At 64.8% G+C, this 17,111-nt stretch carries 16 protein-coding genes and 1 tRNA gene; 11 read left to right on the top strand and 6 right to left on the bottom strand.

Features of this window, described 5'->3' with window-relative positions; genetic code table 11:
• Positions 1 to 6: 6 nt before the first annotated feature.
• Positions 7 to 1,050 (bottom strand): NYN domain-containing protein, encoded by a 1,044-nt coding sequence (locus tag GXP34_01755; GenBank protein ID NOY54689.1) that lies wholly within the window; start codon positions 1,048 to 1,050, stop codon positions 7 to 9.
• A gap of 36 nt (positions 1,051 to 1,086) precedes the next feature.
• Here GXP34_01755 and GXP34_01750 point away from each other — a divergent pair, with 36 nt between their 5' ends.
• Complete coding sequence (locus GXP34_01750) at positions 1,087 to 1,857, top strand: HAD-IB family hydrolase (GenBank protein NOY54688.1); 771 nt, start codon at positions 1,087 to 1,089, stop codon at positions 1,855 to 1,857.
• A gap of 19 nt (positions 1,858 to 1,876) precedes the next feature.
• Here GXP34_01750 and GXP34_01745 read toward each other — a convergent pair whose 3' ends face one another.
• Genes GXP34_01745 through GXP34_01730 form a run of 4 tightly spaced genes read right to left on the bottom strand, consistent with a single transcriptional unit; the run spans position 1,877 to position 5,353 of the window.
• Positions 1,877 to 2,620 (bottom strand): hypothetical protein, encoded by a 744-nt coding sequence (locus GXP34_01745; protein NOY54687.1) that lies wholly within the window; start codon positions 2,618 to 2,620, stop codon positions 1,877 to 1,879.
• Positions 2,617 to 3,543, bottom strand: a complete 927-nt coding sequence (locus GXP34_01740; GenBank protein NOY54686.1) for an ABC transporter ATP-binding protein — start codon at positions 3,541 to 3,543, stop codon at positions 2,617 to 2,619. The genes GXP34_01745 and GXP34_01740 overlap by 4 nt, the downstream gene beginning before the upstream one ends.
• Before the next feature lie 8 nt (positions 3,544 to 3,551).
• The gene (locus tag GXP34_01735) at positions 3,552 to 4,445 is read right to left on the bottom strand and encodes an ABC transporter permease (protein NOY54685.1); all 894 of its coding nucleotides are present in this window, start codon (positions 4,443 to 4,445) and stop codon (positions 3,552 to 3,554) included.
• The gene (locus tag GXP34_01730; GenBank protein ID NOY54684.1) at positions 4,442 to 5,353 is read right to left on the bottom strand and encodes an ABC transporter ATP-binding protein; all 912 of its coding nucleotides are present in this window, start codon (positions 5,351 to 5,353) and stop codon (positions 4,442 to 4,444) included. Before GXP34_01730 ends, GXP34_01735 begins: the two co-directional genes overlap by 4 nt.
• A 135-nt stretch (positions 5,354 to 5,488) precedes the next feature.
• Between GXP34_01730 and GXP34_01725 the strand changes: the two genes are divergently transcribed.
• Both GXP34_01725 and arsM read left to right on the top strand, forming a co-directional pair.
• A complete protein-coding gene (locus GXP34_01725) occupies positions 5,489 to 5,869 on the top strand; it encodes a winged helix-turn-helix transcriptional regulator (protein ID NOY54683.1) in 381 nt (126 codons plus the stop codon).
• Complete coding sequence (gene arsM, locus GXP34_01720) at positions 5,862 to 6,716, top strand: arsenite methyltransferase (protein NOY54682.1); 855 nt, start codon at positions 5,862 to 5,864, stop codon at positions 6,714 to 6,716. Before GXP34_01725 ends, arsM begins: the two co-directional genes overlap by 8 nt.
• Before the next feature lie 95 nt (positions 6,717 to 6,811).
• Here arsM and GXP34_01715 read toward each other — a convergent pair whose 3' ends face one another.
• Positions 6,812 to 7,057 (bottom strand): SHOCT domain-containing protein, encoded by a 246-nt coding sequence (locus GXP34_01715; protein NOY54681.1) that lies wholly within the window; start codon positions 7,055 to 7,057, stop codon positions 6,812 to 6,814.
• A gap of 380 nt (positions 7,058 to 7,437) precedes the next feature.
• Here GXP34_01715 and GXP34_01710 point away from each other — a divergent pair, with 380 nt between their 5' ends.
• From GXP34_01710 to GXP34_01675, 8 genes are all read left to right on the top strand, one after another.
• Positions 7,438 to 9,315, top strand: coding sequence for a serine protease (locus tag GXP34_01710; protein ID NOY54680.1), 1,878 nt, complete (start codon positions 7,438 to 7,440; stop codon positions 9,313 to 9,315).
• Positions 9,316 to 9,544: 229 nt separating this feature from the next.
• Complete coding sequence (locus GXP34_01705) at positions 9,545 to 10,756, top strand: PLP-dependent transferase (GenBank protein NOY54679.1); 1,212 nt, start codon at positions 9,545 to 9,547, stop codon at positions 10,754 to 10,756.
• A gap of 674 nt (positions 10,757 to 11,430) precedes the next feature.
• Entirely contained in the window at positions 11,431 to 12,522 is a 1,092-nt protein-coding gene (locus GXP34_01700; GenBank protein NOY54678.1) for a DUF222 domain-containing protein, read from the top strand.
• A 184-nt stretch (positions 12,523 to 12,706) separates the two neighbouring features.
• Positions 12,707 to 12,779, top strand: a tRNA-Arg gene (locus GXP34_01695).
• A gap of 12 nt (positions 12,780 to 12,791) precedes the next feature.
• A complete protein-coding gene (locus GXP34_01690; GenBank protein ID NOY54677.1) occupies positions 12,792 to 13,427 on the top strand; it encodes a DUF998 domain-containing protein in 636 nt (211 codons plus the stop codon).
• A 24-nt stretch (positions 13,428 to 13,451) separates the two neighbouring features.
• Positions 13,452 to 14,681, top strand: coding sequence for an FAD-binding oxidoreductase (locus GXP34_01685; GenBank protein NOY54676.1), 1,230 nt, complete (start codon positions 13,452 to 13,454; stop codon positions 14,679 to 14,681).
• Positions 14,681 to 15,550 (top strand): NAD(P)-binding domain-containing protein, encoded by an 870-nt coding sequence (locus GXP34_01680; protein ID NOY54675.1) that lies wholly within the window; start codon positions 14,681 to 14,683, stop codon positions 15,548 to 15,550. Before GXP34_01685 ends, GXP34_01680 begins: the two co-directional genes overlap by 1 nt.
• Positions 15,551 to 15,596: 46 nt before the next feature.
• Complete coding sequence (locus tag GXP34_01675; protein NOY54674.1) at positions 15,597 to 17,018, top strand: wax ester/triacylglycerol synthase family O-acyltransferase; 1,422 nt, start codon at positions 15,597 to 15,599, stop codon at positions 17,016 to 17,018.
• Positions 17,019 to 17,111 lie beyond the last annotated feature (93 nt).

Here is a 17,111-nt window from a genome sequence, read left to right as displayed (position 1 = left end):
CGCTTCTCATCGTGAGCTCACCACGTAGTCGCCTGCGTCGTCGTCCCAGCGCAGATCGATGATGCCACGGGTGCGAGCGGCCTTGCAGAACTGGAGGAAGCCGCTGAAGCCGTAGCGTTTCTCCGAGAAACCGGGGCTTCGTTTGCGCATCTGGTTCTTCAGTCCGGACAACAGTGGAGGGCCCCCTCCGCTCTCGAGTTCGAGCACGACCTGACGCAGCAGACCGAAGGCCTCTTCCTCCCCCTTGCCTTCGGTCGTGAAACTGACGACGGGGTCACCCTTCGCCGGACCCTCCCCCAACTCGATCGCGTTCCTCGATTCGAGGTGACGCAACAGCTCGCCGAATCCTCTGAACCCGAAGTCCGACTCGGAGAACGTCGGGTCCTTGCGGAGTATCGCCCGCTTGAGACTCGACGCGACGACGGCGCCACCCGACGTGCTCTGCAGCCCTGCGAGCGTCTGGGTGACCAACGTGATCAGATCTTCGATGGAACCGTTCTCACCGGTCTCGGTCTCGGTCTCGATCTCCACCGGCTTCTCTTCCCGGACGACGCTCTTCCTGCGGGGCCGTGGTGATTCGACTCCCTTGAGCCGTTCGTAGAAGAGGAACTCGTCGCATGCAGGAGGCAGGAGGGCGGATGTGGACCCCTTGACGCCGACGCCGATGACCTGCTTGTTGAGCGACCGCAGTTTGTGAACGAGCGGGGTGAAGTCACTGTCCCCCGTCCCGAGAACGAACGTCGTCAGGTATCCCCTCTCGAATGCGAGTTCGATCGCGTCGACGGCCATCTTGATGTCGGCGGCGTTCTTGCGCACGGCGCCGAGGCGCTGTGGGATCTCGGTGAGCTCTACGTTGTGCCGTGTCAACATGCGGCGGTCGTCCGGAAAGGCCGACCATTCCGCATACGCCTTCCGCACCACCACCCTCCCGCGCTCGGCGAGGGCGTCGGCGATCGGTTTGAAGTCGAATTGGAGGCCGATGTCCCTGGCGCCAATGGCCAGGTTCTCGTAGTCCAGAAACAGGGCGATACGTTCTTCTTCTGCAGCCACGGGTCTAGCGTAGCGTCCGCGTGATAGCCTCGGCGCATGGACGACGCGGCAGCCGCATTCTTCGACCTCGACAGAACGCTGATCTCGGGGTCTTCGGTGTTCGCCTTCGGGATGGCAGCGTGGCGCCACGGCATGGTCACGACCAACCAGCTCTTCGGCGATGCCGTCAACGCCGTCCTCTTCCGGTTTGGGGGTTCCTCGGACGAGAAGGCGGACGCCGTTCGTGACAGGATCCTCGAGGCGATCAAGGGAAAACCGGTCACCGCAGTGGAGGACATCGGCGACGAGGTGATCGCACAGCTCCTCGAAGCGGTCCGAAGAGAGTCTCAGGCGCTCATCGATCTGCACGACGAAGCCGGCAGGGACACCTATATCGTGTCCGCTTCTCCGATCGAGATCGTCCGCGAGTTCGCGCAGGCGATCGGCATGACCGGCGGGATCGGCACCGTCTCGGAGATCTCCGACGGTGTCTACACCGGGCGGCTGTCGGAGCCGTTCTGCTACGGAAAGGGAAAGGCGACCGCCGTCTCGAAGCTGGCGTCCGAGCGGGGCTACGACCTGCGCCTGTGCTACGCCTACTCGGATTCGGTCTCCGATCTCCCGATGCTGGAGCTGGTCGGACATCCCGTCGCCGTCAATCCCGATCGGGCACTCGAATCAATCGCCTATCACCGAGGGTGGCCGATCATCGAGTTCTCCAGAACGGCGAAACGGGTGATCGGCACGACGACCGCGGTCGCGGGTGCGGCCGGGGTCGCCACGGCAACGTATCTGCTCGGCCGTAGCCACGGTCGGCAGCCGGCTTGAGCCGAACTGCAGGTGCCGGCTACACCACCTGATCCCGGCTTCGCAGCAGCCACGTCGTCAGCACGAGAGATATGACGACGAGCACGCCTGCCTTGGCGAACGCACCACCGACGCCCGCCTGCACGGTGCCGAGCAGGTCCACGAACTCCTGAGCAGGCTCGGCCACCAACCCGAGATACGCGGACAGCCCGATTCGCCACAGCGACGATGCCGCCAGGGTGGTGACGGCCGAGGCCAGGATCGCCTCCCAGAAGAACAGGTAGATCAGACCGATCAGTGTTCCTCTCCTGAACAGGTACCCGACCGGGATGAACACCGCCCCGTAAGAGAGGGCGGATACGACCAGCGCGACGGCCGCAGGCAGGCCGATGCTCCAGGAACCGGTCACCCAGCCACCGGCGAGCCACAGGGCCGCAACACCAACTCCTCCGATGCCGAGCGTCGCAACGACCGAACCGACGAATACCGCGCCGGCGATGACCGATCGTGGAATCGGTTTCAGCGTCAGGAACGGCAGCAGATGCTCACGTCGCGGGTCACCGAGCGCGGCGGACGAGTTGACGAGGGCAACCACCGGAATCGCCACAGCCAAGAGAACGCCCACCGTCAACCCCCGGGTCAACTGCTCGGGGTCGCCTGCACCCTTGCCGACCAGCGCGACGATGATCGCCGGGAGCACGGTCAGCAAGAGCAGGCCGGTGACCCGCCGGCGGCTCATCAACCCGCGCAACGTGACCATGCAGATGGCCGAGAAGACCTTCATCGGCTCACCAGGTATCGAAACGTGCTCTCGAGCGATTCGTCCTGTGGTTCCACCGAGATCAGCCGCACGTCCGCATCGACGGCGATACGCGGCAGTGCCCGGCCAAGCGCCTCGGAGTCCAGCGCTTCGACTCCGAGCAGATCCTCTCCCTCGACGGTGACACCACCCACGGACTCGTGCGCAACGAGCGCCGCGGCGAGGACTCGAGGGCGGTCGCAACCGACTCGCAACCTCCTGGGAATGTCGGACATCGCATCCCGCAGTGCGGGGACCGTCCCGGCTCCCGCCACACGACCGTCGATCATCGCTATGACCCGATCCGCCATCCGCTCCACTTCGCCGAGCACGTGGGAGGACACGATGACGGTCTTGCCCTGTTCACCGAGTTCGACGAAGAGCCGCATCAGGTGCGCGCGCTGCACCGGGTCCGTCCCGTTGAGCGGCTCGTCGAGAAACAGCACGTGAGGCTCGTGCACGAGCATGGCGGCCACCTTGGCCCGCTGACGCATGCCTTTGGAGAACGTCGCCAGACGCCTGTCGGCCACCTCCGACAGTTCAACCTGCTCCAAGGCCCTGCCGGCGGCCGACGCCGGATCTGCCAGGCGCTGGAGCGTGGCGTTGAACTGGACGAACTGGCGCGCAGTAAGGAACCCGTGAACGGTCTCGTCCTCGGGGACGAGCGCAACCTGTCGATAGACGTCCGGTCGGGATCGCGGGTCGACACCGAGAAGCCGAACCTCACCATCCGATGGACGAATGAGACCGGTGAGCATACGCAGCAAGGTCGTCTTGCCTGCCCCGTTGGGGCCCAACAGGCCCGTGACCCCTGGACCGAACCCGCAGGTCACCTCCGATACGGCGACCTTCTGCCCGAACCACCTCGAGAGATCCCGGGCCTCGACGGTGAGGCCGGACGGCGACAGCGGATCACTCACGTCAATCTCCGATAGCGTTCCGACACCCCGACGGCGACCAGTACGAAGAGAGCCCCCACGACGGCGAGCGAGACCCACGGATCGAACCCGGCCACACGTGGGGTGTACTCGCCCGTGGTGATGCCGAACACCCAATCTCGCACGATCCGAGGATGCTCCTCGAGCGCCAGCAGGGCGACATACCGAGAGCCGGGGAAGGTACCCAATTCGACGATGGCAGCAACGATCTGGTTCAGGATGATCATGATCCCGAGGAACACGCCCGCCGCGAGACCGGTACGCGGAACGAACGCAGCCACGGCGAACGCGACCGAGATATAGGCGATGGAATAGACGAACGCCACGAAGGCGACCTGCCACAGCACGTCGAGATTGGCTCCCAGGTACGGGAAGAACCCTTCCGGATCGAGCGTCGCGAGCGAGATGTGGAACACGAACTCGGGTACGACGTAGAACCCCATGACGAGGATCCCGAGCGCCGCGAACTTGGCGCCCAGGTAGTCGACGGGACGCAGCGGGCGCGAAAAATAGACGGCGAGCACACCTTCGCGGCGATCGGGAGCCAGAAGTTGGGGGGTGATGAACGCGATGAACAGCAACGCGATCCTGGAGATGATGTCGAAGTACTGCCCGTACCCTGGGAGCCGGGAGGCGACGATCCCTCCGATGCCGACGCGCGCGGCCGCCCAGTGCAGACCGACGAGTGCCGCGACGGAGATGATCGCCATCGCGATGAGCGACCAGGGAAGGATCTTGCGCCTCGCCTTCCGGCGCAGGCCGAGCGCCCGGCGCATGCTCTCGCGCACGATCGCCGCGATCGCACCTCTACGACCGAGCCGTGGCCCCTCATAGCTCCGGTACCCGCGATCGACGATGACGGCGTCGCTCACGTCGTCTCCCGAGGTCGAGCATCCTCGATGAACGCGTCTTCGAGGGTTCTGGCCCGTCGGCCCATCCGGTGCACCCCCGTGCCTGTGGCGGCAAGGCCGTCCCGCACCAGGTTGAGCGGGTCACCATCGAACCGGACTCGGACCGATCTCCCGGCGGCGTCCGCCTCTGCACCGCGCTCGCGTAGCCAACGGACGAAGGCCTCCGGAGCGTCCAGAACCTCGACCGTCAGAGCGTCTTCGCTCCCCATCCCCGCGATAGGTCCGGAGCGCACCAGTCGGCCGCCGTCGAGCATGACGACCCAGTCGCAGGTCCGCTCGACGTCGGCGAGGATGTGCGACGAATACACGACACTGATCCCGAACTCTCCAAGCCGGATGATCAACTCGAGCATGTGCTCCCTGCCTTCAGGATCGAGCCCGGCGGCCGGTTCATCGAGAAACGTCACCTCTGGATCGTGGACGATGGCCTGCGCCAGCTTCACCCGTTGCAGCATGCCGGTCGAGAAGTCGCCCAGGTAGCGGAATCGCTCCTCGTGCAACCCGACGAGAAACAGGATCTCGGACGCACGGCGCCGCGAGTCCGAGGCAGGGATCCCCGCGAGCTCCGCGGCGAAGGCGACGAAATCGGCTGCGGTCTGCGCCGCGGGAAGACATGCCCCTTCGGGCATGTACCCGACACGAGAACGCAGCGCGAGGGCGTCGTGTCGCACGTCGAGGCCGAGCACCCGAGCGCCGCCCCGCGTCGGGGTGAGCATGCCGAGCAGGATGCGGATGAGCGTCGTCTTGCCTGCGCCGTTGGCTCCAACCAGACCGATCCTGCCGGAAGGAACCTCGAGGCTCAGGTCGGCGAGCGCCACCACATCACCGAAGCGGTGTGTGAGTCCCGAGGTCTCGATCAGGCTGGGCATCCAGGCAAACCTAGCGTCCTCGGCCTGCTGTACGAACATTCGTGCACCGGCCCCAGGACCGGGCCACACCCCGCGAGACGAGCGTCGACGACCGGCGCAGTTGCATTTCTACCGATCTCGACTAATCTTTGCATTGTGACGCAAGTATGCAATGACCAAACCGACGCAGCGTGCTGCAACGGCGACCGCCTCCAAGAGGTGCTGCGACCCGAGCTCTTCAAGGCACTGAGCGATCCCAACCGGATCCTCTTGCTGGTGACGCTGTCGACCGAAGGTGAACCGTCCACGGTCTCGGAGGCCGCCGGCTGTTGCCCCGTCGACCTGTCGGTCGTGTCCCGGCATCTGGCCACCATGCGCGACGCGGGCGTTCTCATCGCGGAGAAACGGGGACGAGAGGTCTTCTATTCGGTCCCCTACGCGGAACTCGCCGCGAACCTTCGGTCGATCGCCGACGCGCTCGAGGCCTGCTGCAGTCCCAAGAGCACACACGACAAAGAGAGGGAATCCGATGTCTGATGTCGAGACCACACGCCGGCAAGTGTCCAAGGCCTATGCAGACGCCGTGGCGAGAACCGGCGGTTGCTGTGGCGAACCGACCTCCAGAGGGGTCACGGCCCAGCTCGCAGGCTATGAAGAATCGGAACTGCGGGATCTCCCCCCGGAAGCGGTCGCCAACTCGTTCGGCTGCGGCAACCCGGTCGCGCTCGCCGATCTCAAACCCGGCGACGTCGTTGTGGACCTGGGGTCCGGAGCCGGCATCGATCTCCTTCTTGCCGCCAAGAAGGTCGGTCCCACCGGTCACGTGATCGGCATCGACATGACCGATGCGATGATCGCCAAGGCACGCGAGAACATCGCGGCGTCCGGACTCACGAACGTGGAGGTCCGCAAAGGCATCATCGAGGACCTCCCGGTGGACGGCGACTCGGTCGACTGGGTCATCTCGAACTGCGTGATCAACCTTTCACCCGAGAAAGAGAACGTGTTCGCGGAGATCGCTCGAGTCCTCAAGCCCGGGGGTCGCATGTCCGTGTCCGACCTCGTGGTCGAAGACCTCCCTGACTGGGTTCGTGACGATCCGGTTCTCTACTGCTCGTGCGTCGGAGGGGCGATCGGCGAACACGACTACCTCCTTGGGCTCCAGGACGCCGGCCTCGACGACGTACACGTCGCAGATCGGCTCACGTATGACGCAACCCAGATTGCCGCCATCATCGACTCTGACCTTCCCGAAGCGGCATCCGGCTGCTGCGAGCAACGATCCACGGAGACTCTCGAAGCGCTCGCCGGCAACGTGTCGAGCGTTCGCTTCGTGGCGAGCAAGCCTCGAGCCGAGAGCACGTCGTCGCCCACCGAAGCATGATCGACGGCGGCGCCGCCGACACATGTCTGCGACACGACGGCGACGCTCCAAACGGCTCGTGGGTGGGCGAAACGCCGCCCACCCACGATGTCGAATCAGCTTTCGAGATCGGCCTTGCGTTGCAGGTACTCGTCTCGATCGATCTCACCCTTGGCGTACCGCTCGTCGAGCACCGCCCTCGCGCGCGATGGCGAAGCGGACGGCGCCGAGGGCGTGCTCGTGTCGTCACGCCGACCGGCCATCGAGACGACGAACCAGACGAGCAGGGCGATGAACAATGCGGCCAGCATGCCCATGAAGACCGCTGCCCCCCAGGTCCAACCCCAACCCCAGTCTCCCATGCGATCGAACCCGAGTCTGATGGGCTGCGCGAGTGTCGTTGCGGCCAACATGAATACCTCCTTCACTTCTTCAAACATACGCGGGCTCTATGAAAAGGACATGAGAATCCGGCATGAAGCCGGTGAGATCCTGCGGTCGGGGTCGTGTCACGTGTTGTCGCGTCACCACTCGTTATCGGTCGTTCTAGGCCACAGCCTCCAAGCCCTCCTCCGTGAAGTCTGCGTCGAGACCACCGCCGTCACCAACGACTGCCACATCGAGGCGCACCTTGGTGCATCTTCGAGAGGAACCTCGCATGTCACTCGTTATGATGCGTCCCCGTATCTCGACATGAGTGTTCAGACCTGCCCCGATCAGCCGCAAAGACAATGAGGACATCATGAGTATTCACCGCAGCTTCGTCTTGCTGGCCGCGGCGGTCATTCTCGCCGCGTGCACCGTGCAGATCGATGTCCCGACCCGTCACGTCGGCCTCGCTTTCGGCAAGACGACCCAACCCGGCGTCTCCACCACCGTGCCCCAAAGCCCCGATGCTCCAGGCCAGGCGACCACGCCGAGCACCATCGCCGGTGGCGCACCTGCGGACAACGGCGGTGCCGAAACCGGTGTCCTCGTCACCGACCCGCAGGCCGCATCCACGGCCGTTGTACGTATCCTCGCCGGCGGGTTCGTCAACCCACCCGGGCTGGACGACACGATCCTGACCTCTGGAACAGGATTCATCATCGACCCGCGCGGCTATGCGGTCACCGTCAGCCATCTCGTCGCCGGAGCGACCGCCATCGACGTCTTCGTCGGTAACGACTCTCAGGCGCGCTCTGCAGTCGTCGTTGCCATCGACGAATGCGACGACCTGGCCATCATCGACATCGACGGTGACAACTTCGACTACGTCGGCGTGGACAACACCTCCGGACTCACGGCAGATCAGCATGTCACCGTCGTCGGATACCCGTCGGACCTGCCCGCCTACACGGTCACCGAAGGAACCGTCGGCGACGGGCCGACGACCACCGGCTTCGTCAGATCGTTCACCCCCAACGAAATGCTGGAACTCACGAGCCCCGCCTACCCCGGCGAGTTCGGAGCTCCGGTGTTCGACGATCATGGCAACGTCGCCGCCATCGGCTACCCGGCACCTCTGGACGGGTTCTACGCGCTCCAGACAATGCTCGTCTACGAAAGACTCCAAGCGCTCGCCTCCGGCACGTCTCTCACCACCATCGGACTCAACGCGCTCGCTTACCAAGCCGCCGACGGCAGTTTGCCCACCGGCCTGTTCGTGCGTGCAGTCGTCCCGAACAGCCCCGCAGAAACGGCAGGGATCAAGGCCGGGGACATCATCGTCGACGTCGAAGGTGCACCCGCCTACACCGACCTCGGCGGAATCAGCCAGTACTGCGACACGATCCTCACTCACGGCACCGCCGTACCGACCCGTATCAACACCTACCGTCCATCGGAAAACCTGTTCTACGAAGGTGACATCTCCTCCGGCATCCCCTTCACCTCCACAGGACAGACATGGTCCGCAACCGGTACCGCGACCAGTACCCCAACCGGTACCGCAATGGGCACCACGACGACGTCCAGGCCCCTGCCTCCCTCCACCACGACCACTCTGCCGACCGGAATGTCACCAGAAGATGCCACCGACAACTTCGACTGGATCAAGACGACAGGCTTCTACCTGGTAGCCACCGAACCGTGGCCGGTGGAGTATCTCGACCTGGTCGACTCCCATGGTGTCATCCACACCGTCAAAGCCGACGACTTCGATTCCGAACTCACCGTCGATGCGACACCGCTGTACGCATCGCCCGACGGACCGTATGGCACCGGCATAGAACTCTACGCCGTCGGCAGCTATGACATCAGCGACTACACGACCGGCTGGACCGCGCCCGGCTTCCAGATCGGCATCGCCCACAAGACCCCGTACGACTCGTGGACCCCCGAGATGTGGATCCGCTCACACAACAGGTCGGACCGCTGCATCGGCGGCACCGATGGTGTGAGCGGCATGATGGGCGTGTATGACGACGGCACCTACAACGGGCTGTACAACTTCTGGAACCATTGCACCACCGACTACCTCGACGGAACGCGGCTCGACATTGCCGCGTGGAACGATGATCACAGCGTCATCATCTGGATCAGCACCCTCATGTTCACCGAACAGGACTATGACGCCTTCGCCGCGGCACTGCGTGAGCTCACCTTCGATGAAGCGCAACTCACCGCGCAAGGCTATTAGACCGCGAAGCGGTTCGGACCCTGTCCGAAACGACCGGCGCCAATTCGTCGACACCATCGGGTTCACCCCTCGCGGACGGCGCCATCGACGCATGACAGTGCCAGGCACATGACACCAACATCGAGCGGTCGATCCTGTGCGCCAGGCCGACCGGTACTGTGGTGCAACGATCAGTTCGCATTTCGAGAAGCCGCACACTGCCGTGGCGGCCAAATGAAGGGAGCCCGTGATGAGCACCGAGCTGCAACACCAGATGGCCACCGAAGCAATCCACGCCGGGGAGGTGCACGATGCGTCGAGAGCCCACGTCGCTCCCATCTACCAGACCTCGACGTTCACCTTCGACGGCATGCGAGCCGTCGAGGAGTGGGCCGAAGGAGAAGAGGAAGGGTACATCTACTCTCGCGGAGGCAACCCGGCACGAACGGCTCTGGCGAACAAGCTGGCCGCTCTGGAGAGCCACGGACTCACGGCAGACCGGGAGGCGGTCACCGCCGAGGTCTTCGGCTCGGGCATGGCGGCCATCAGCGCCACCCTGATGGGTCTGGCGAAGGCTGGCGATCACATCATCGCCCAGCAGGTTCTCTACGGGTCCGCCGACCACCTCATCACCGAGATCCTGCCCGCCTACGGAATCACGAACAGCCGCATCGCCGGACTGGAACCGGCGGCCCTCGTACGTGCGTTGACCCAACACACCAACACGAAGGTCGTCTACGTGGAGACCCCGGCCAACCCGACGATGACGGTGATCGATATCGCCCGAACCGCGGAGATCGCCCATGCCCACGGGGCCAAGGTCGTGGCCGACAACACGTTCGCCACACCCGTGCTGCAGCGGCCTCTCGAGCATGGTGCCGACGCCGTCGTCCACAGCACCACGAAGTACATCAACGGCCACGGAACCGTCATCGGTGGTGCCGTCATCAGCAATGATCCGGCACTGATGGAAGAAGAGATCCCGTCGCTGATCCGCTTCATGGGTGGGGTGCCGAGCCCGTTCGACTGCTGGCTCACCAACCTCGGCCTCAAGACGCTCCCGCTTCGCATGAGTCGCCACTGTGCCAACGGGATGGCGGTGGCCCGCTTTCTGGAGTCCCACCCGGCCGTGGTGGCCACCCACTACCCCGGTCTCCCCTCCCACCCGCAACACGAACTCGCCAGGCGCCAGATGGATGGATTCGGCGCGATGATCGCGTTCGATCTCGGGGGCTACGAGCCGGCCACCCGATTCCTCGACCGGATCGAACTCTGCACGCTGGCCGTCAGCCTCGGCAACATCGACACGCTGATCGAGCATCCGGCGTCGATGACCCACCGAGTCGTCGCCCCGCAGGAACGTGCAGCTTCGGGCATCACCGACGGGCTGATCCGCCTGTCGGTCGGTCTCGAGGCCGCCGACGACATCATCGCCGATCTCGACCAGGCACTCGAGGGCTGACCTGCACCAGATTTCGATGCTTCACCGGCACCACTCCGAGGGTGCCGAGGCGGCGCCGTCGTCCCTGTCCTGATGACTGCGTTCATTCGGCTGATGGCATGCGCCGGGGCGTTGATCTCTTGCCCGCAGACTTCGAGCGGCACGACCTCCGGCGGGCGTTGAAGGCCCCCACGGTCGACTTGCCATGGATCTCGAGAAGCCGCAGGCGTTGTCCGATGAGCGATCCGGCAGAGCCGCGGCACGGGTCCCAGACGGACAATCTCGTCGTCGACGACATCCGAGAGACGTTTCGGGAACACGAGCGAGAGGATGTGGTCCTTGAACTTGGGGGCGTCGAGCGGTCCACGGATCTCACACGCGGCGTCCCATGGCCGCTGCTCCAACGTCCCGACGCCCATCCCGGCCTTTGCCAGACCGCGAGAGCAACCCTGGGCCGGTGCCTGCCAGGTTGGCGCCGGTCTGCCGGATGACGTCCGTCGGTTCGGACCTCGCGTCACCCTGTCGGCACCGATATGTACAGGCGGCGGGGTTTGACCACGGATGAGAGATCTTGGCCATGATGTCAGAGATGCACACGCCGGTGAGGAACCCGAGGTCGGCAACCCGGCGAGATTTCTGGCGTTGCCTATCGTTATCGGTCGTTTTCTGTCACACCCGACTGATACGGTGGCACCATGAACGAGATGACGACAGATCGGATCGAGACGGACCTGGTCGAGATCGAATCGACGATCGCTCGGCTCCGCGCCATCCAGGCGAGGCTGTTGACCGAGATCGACCGGCGGCAAATCCCCTTGGCGGACGCGTGCCACGGTCTGACCGAGTGGATCACCGCACGGCTCGATGTCGCCCCCGAAACCGCCCGGCTGCTGACGCGAACAGCCCGATCCGGCAATAACGGCGTGCGGCAAGCTCTCGAGACCGGAGAGGTCACCTTCGACCGGGCAGCAGAACTGATCCGCCTCGCAGCCGTCGCACCGGGCAATGACCTGGTGGAGCAATCACAGGTTTGGGACATCGCAGGTCTGCGGCGACGCATCGCCCACCACCGGCGGGTCTCCCCCACCGACGAAATCACCGCATTCAACGGACGACACCTCGTCATGCAACCGAACCTGGACCAGTCGACGTGGCGACTGTGGGGTTCCCTCCCCGGATACGAGGGCGCCATCGTCGACAGAGCCCTCGCGGACCGCGCCGACCGATTCCCCCTCCACCCGGATGAGAGCCGACCTTCGAGCGCACAACGGCGCGCCGACGCTCTCGTAGCCATCTGCAACGACTCGGCACCCGGAGATTCGCCGGCACGGGGCACACCGGCGGTGACGATCTTCGTCGACGCTCGAACGGCCGCAGCCACCAACGGTCAGACCGGTGTCACCATCGAAGCAGGACCACGTGTCGGGCCCAGAGCTCTGCAAGCGATCCTCTGCGAAGGCACGATCGAAGTGACCGCCACCACCGAAGACGGACGTGTACTCGGCATCGGGAATCGCTCCGCCGTCATCTCGCCCCGCATACGCCGCTACGTCCTCCACAGGGACGAGGGATGCACTGCAGACGGCTGCCAATCCCGGTACCGCCTCCAACCCCACCACATCGACTGGCGGGCCTCAGGAGCCGACAACGACCCCGACAACCTCACGACCCTGTGCTGGTATCACCACCATGTCGTCATCCACGGCCTCGGCTACCGCATCGACCCTCACACCCCGCCCCAGCGCCGACGGTTCCTCAAACCCCCAACCGGCCCCGACCCGCCGTAGACCACCGGGCGGATCCCTCGACGATCCGCGACACGTCCGACAACACCACCGATCAGACAAGCCGACCCAAGACGACATTCCGACGCGCCCCCACCCGCTTTCCCCTCCCCAGACACGACGATCTAATCTCCCCCATGCGCCACACCCCCGGTGAGCACATCACAAGAGGTATGGAGCTCACACTGCCCGCGTAGCTCAGGGGATAGAGCAACTGCCTCCTAAGCAGTAGGCCGCAGGTTCGAATCCTGCCGCGGGCGCTCATGCGTCGGATGCCATCGACTCGGCTCGGGCTGATCGGTGGGGTGCTGGCCCCGCCGATCGTCGTGCTCGCATTCCTCATCGGACTTGCCCAGCACCCCGAACTCGATCCCGCCACCGACACGATCTCCAAGTTGAGTGCCCGGGGAGTCTCCGACCCGTGGGCGATGTCGACCGGATTCGCGATCTACGGTCTGCTCATCATCGGTTTCGCCCACGGTTTGCGCTCGGTCACGAACCGCCGTCACGACGCCGCGCGCATCGCCCTCGCCGCCCACGGCGCTCTGATGATTTGCGCGGCGATCTTTCGCGACGACCTCGTCGAGTGGGGGTGGACGACCTTCATCGGGGCGTTGCACGACATTTCAGGGGGGATGGCGTTCACTGCCCTGCTGTTCGCAATGGTGCTCACCGCGTTGGCCGCCGCCCCCGAGGAGACCGGGCGGCGGCGGTTGGGTCTTGCCTACGCGGGATTGTTCCTGGCAGCCGGTCTCGGATTCCTTGCGACACCTCACTGGTATCCGGGGTATTCCGAACGTGTCTTCGTCGTCGTGGGTATCGTCTGGGTGCAATGGGTCACGGTCTCGACACTGGTGCGCTCGATGCGCCAGAACCCGCATGCCCACACGAGAACACCGATACAGTAGGCAAACTGACACGGGAGGCAGGCAGTGCAGACAGCGGACATCGTGGTGATCGGTGCAGGCATCATCGGGTCCTCGATCGCGTATCAGCTCGCCCGCCGCACGTCCGACCACATCGTCGTTCTCGACAAGGGCGCGGGGCCGTCGGAAGGGTCGACCGGCGCATCGTCGGCCGTTATCAGGACCCTCTACTCCCAGACGAACATGGTGCGGCTCGCTCTCGGCGGTCAGCGCGCCTACCGAAACTGGTCCGACTTCACCCGGCTCCCAGAACCGACAAACCGATTTGAACATGCCGGTGTCCTCTGGATATTGGGCTTCACGGCCGACCATGCGCACCACACCGTCGACCGCCTCCGATCACAAGGCGTCCACGTATCGATCCTCGACGCGGAAGGGGCCCGCGAGCGGTTTCCCGCCCTCTCGACGTGCGATGCACCCTTCGATCTGACCGGCGCCACACCGCATGAGTGCCGCGACCTCGAAGCTGCACTGTTCGAAGAGGAAGGCGGCTACGCAAACCCGACGGGAGCGAATCAGGATCTGATCGCCGCCGCGAGACGAGAGGGCGCCGAAGTCCGCTTCCGATCTCCCGTCACCGGGGTGCGCACCGGCGGCGGACGCGTCATGGGGGTCACGCTGGCCGATGGAACCACGATCGATACTCCACTCGTCATCAACGCTGCCGGTCCTTGGTGCAACCGCCTCAACGAGGCGGCCGGAGTCGATGTGCCCTGGACGCTCACACCGACCCGTGTGCAGGTCGCGTACCGGGCGATGGCCGACGAGGTACAAGGGCCGATCCCCGTGACGGTGGACCACAACATCTACTTGCGGCCCGAGTCCCGCGGCCGGCAGGTTCTCTTCGGTTCCGTTCTCGCGGAGGACGAGACCGAACGCGTCGATCCGGACAACTACCGCACCAGCGCCGACGCGGCATTCAAGGACGTCAAGATCCATGCCCTCCATCACCGCATTCCGGCGCTTCCCCACAAAGGAACGGTTTCGGGCATCGCCGGCCTCTACACGGTCAACCAGCAGGATGTCCACCCCGTCCTCGGTCCCACCGAGCTCGAAGGGTGGTTCGTCGCCAACGGATTCAGTGGGCACGGGTTCAAGCTCGCGCCGATGATCGGGTCGCTGATCGCCCAGGAGATCACCGGCAGGCGAGCTTCGTACGACACCGACGTCCCGATTTCGTTCCTCGGTGTCGACCGCGACCCCCTCGCCGTCGACAACAAGAATGTGCTCGCCTGATGCGGTATCTGGGACCTGACGACCTGAGAGCGGCGCTTCCGATGAGCTCGGCGATCGGCGCGATGCGTGAGGCGTTTCGAGACGACCGTGAAACACCTCAGCGGGTTCTGCTCGGTTCGTCATTGTTCATGGCGGGGAAAGTGGGAAGCCGCACCGGCATCAAGGTGGTCTCGATCACACCCGGCGACCCGGCGGGGATCGTCGTGGTGTTCGACGGGCGCGGGCACCCGATCGGCCTCGTCGATGGACCGACGCTCACCGCGATCCGGACAGGTGCGGCAGCCGGTCTCGCCACGCGTCTGCTCGCGAAGCCCGACGCCTCCACACTCGCGATGCTCGGCGCAGGCGCGATGGCTCGAGATCTGATCGAAGCGGTCATCGCCGTCCGACCGATCACCAGGATTCTCGTATGGTCCAGAAGCCGGGACAGGGCCGAGCGGCTGGCCAGACAGGTCGGCGGTGAAGCCGTGAGCGACGCGAATGAGGCGGTCGGCCACGCGGACGTGGTGACCACTGCGACGCCGGCGCACATTCCCCTGTTCCGTGATTCGTCACTGCCGGAGTCCGTGCACATCAACGCGATCGGCGCCTTCACGCCGGAGATGGCCGAGATACCCCCGGAGACGGTCAGGAGGGCGTTCGTCGCAGTCGACGATATCGCAGCCGCCTCGGAAGAAGCCGGTGACCTCATCCAGGCGCAACGCTCGCCTGATGCGACGATCGGAGACCTGCTGACGCACAGGTCCAAACCGAGTTCGCCGATCACCCTCTTCAAATCCGTCGGGGTCGCGAGCCAGGACATCGCCGCGGCCGCCCGGGCTCTGGCCACCGCGGCCCGTGAGGGGCTCGGCGTGCTCCTCGAGCCATGACCAGCCGATCCGGTCACGCCGTAGGCTTGTCCCGGAAGGAGCACCGATGACCAAACCTGCGTATGACCGGCTCTCTTTTCTCGACGCCTCCTTCCTGGCGCTCGAGTCCTCCACCGCACACATGCATGTCGCCGGTGTGGCGCTGTTCGAAGGAGGAACGCTGAGACGGCCCGATGGCGGCATCGACATCGGACGCATTCGCTCGTTCATCGGGTCTCGACTCCACTATGTGCCGCGTTACCGGCAGCATCTCGCGTGGATCCCGATCGAGAAGTACCCCGTCTGGGTCGACGACCAGCACTTCAACCTCGACTACCACGTCCGCCACATCAGCCTTCCGAAGCCGGGAACGGACACACAACTCAGAGAGCTGTTCGGCCAGATCCTCGGAAGCCAGCTCGACAGGGCGAAGCCCCTGTGGCAGATGTGGATCGTCGAAGGATGCGAGCAGGACCGTTTCGGTTTGATCTTCAAGATCCACCATTGCATGCTCGACGGCATCTCGGGTGTGGACCTGATGGGGGTCCTTCTCGGTTTCGCCCCCACGACAGAGATCGAGCCGACCCCCGAGTACATACCGCGGCCCGTGCCACGAGGAGCGCAGCTCCTCGTCGACGAGACACTCCGTCGCCTGGCACGCGCGGCAAAGATCGCAGTCAGTGTCCCCCGGCTATTCGAGCAGGGGCGTTCACTTGCGACCGAAGTAGGGCGGAGAGCCAACGCCGTGGCACATTCGCTCACCTCGGGATGGCTCTCGGCCGCGTCCCGCACCCCCATCAATGAACCGATCGGCCCGAACCGACGGTTCGACTGGCTGACCCTGCCTCTCGACGACTTCAAGGAAGTCAAGAACCTCCTCGGCGGCACCGTCAACGATGTCGTACTGGCAGTCGCAACGGGGGCGATCCGCAGTTTCCTCATCAACGAACGAGCCTTCGATGTCACCGGGGTCGAGTTCCGTGCGATGGTCCCGGTCAGCGTCCGTCCGAAGGATCAACGAGGATCCCTGGGGAACCAGATCGCGATGTGGCTGATCGAGCTGCCGCTGGAACAGCGTGACCCGTTGCGGAGGTTCGCGCTCATCAAGGAACACACGGGCAAGCTCAAGGAAACCAACCAGGCACTCGGCGCCTCGACGATCATCCAGCTCACCTCGGGGGCACCGATGACCTTGATGCAACGTGCCGCACGGCTCGCCACCGGCATGCGCCCGTTCAACATGACGATCACGAATGTACCCGGACCGCAGTTCCCGATGTACCTGCTCGACTCCAGGCTGATCGTGCAATACCCCGCCGTCCCACTGTGGGCAGGCCACGATATCGGCATCGCCCTGTTCAGCTACGACGGCGAGATCGCATGGGGACTCCACGCCGACTGGGATGCCGTTCCCGATCTCGACGCCTTCGCCGCCGCGGTCCGACGCTCGGCTGCAGAACTGCTCGAAGCGGCCAGATCACAGGCCTGATCTCGGCGCCAGGCAACCCCCTCCGTCCCTGGCGGGACACGTCCCCAAGACCCCCTCCGCCCTCGGCCAAAGCCCCGAGGACACCTCCCCCAA

The sequence above is a fragment of the Actinomycetota bacterium genome (assembly GCA_013152275.1).
In the GTDB taxonomy this organism is placed as follows: Bacteria; Actinomycetota; Acidimicrobiia; order Spongiisociales; family UBA4744; genus BMS3Bbin01.
This window is presented reverse-complemented; position numbering and strand designations above follow the sequence as displayed.

Excerpts from the sequence above, each read along its gene's own strand:
- GXP34_01705 (NOY54679.1), top strand. The coding sequence starts at position 9,545 with ATGAGCACCGAGCTGCAACACCAGATGGCCACCGAAGCAATCCACGCC.
- GXP34_01750 (NOY54688.1), top strand. The coding sequence starts at position 1,087 with ATGGACGACGCGGCAGCCGCATTCTTCGACCTCGACAGAACGCTGATC.
- GXP34_01690 (NOY54677.1), top strand. The coding sequence starts at position 12,792 with ATGCCATCGACTCGGCTCGGGCTGATCGGTGGGGTGCTGGCCCCGCCG.
- GXP34_01715 (NOY54681.1), bottom strand. The coding sequence starts at position 7,057 with ATGGGAGACTGGGGTTGGGGTTGGACCTGGGGGGCAGCGGTCTTCATG.
- GXP34_01700 (NOY54678.1), top strand. The coding sequence starts at position 11,431 with ATGAACGAGATGACGACAGATCGGATCGAGACGGACCTGGTCGAGATC.
- GXP34_01680 (NOY54675.1), top strand. The coding sequence starts at position 14,681 with ATGCGGTATCTGGGACCTGACGACCTGAGAGCGGCGCTTCCGATGAGC.
- GXP34_01730 (NOY54684.1), bottom strand. The coding sequence starts at position 5,353 with ATGCCCAGCCTGATCGAGACCTCGGGACTCACACACCGCTTCGGTGAT.
- arsM (NOY54682.1), top strand. The coding sequence starts at position 5,862 with ATGTCTGATGTCGAGACCACACGCCGGCAAGTGTCCAAGGCCTATGCA.
- GXP34_01675 (NOY54674.1), top strand. The coding sequence starts at position 15,597 with ATGACCAAACCTGCGTATGACCGGCTCTCTTTTCTCGACGCCTCCTTC.
- GXP34_01745 (NOY54687.1), bottom strand. The coding sequence starts at position 2,620 with ATGAAGGTCTTCTCGGCCATCTGCATGGTCACGTTGCGCGGGTTGATG.
- GXP34_01710 (NOY54680.1), top strand. The coding sequence starts at position 7,438 with ATGAGTATTCACCGCAGCTTCGTCTTGCTGGCCGCGGCGGTCATTCTC.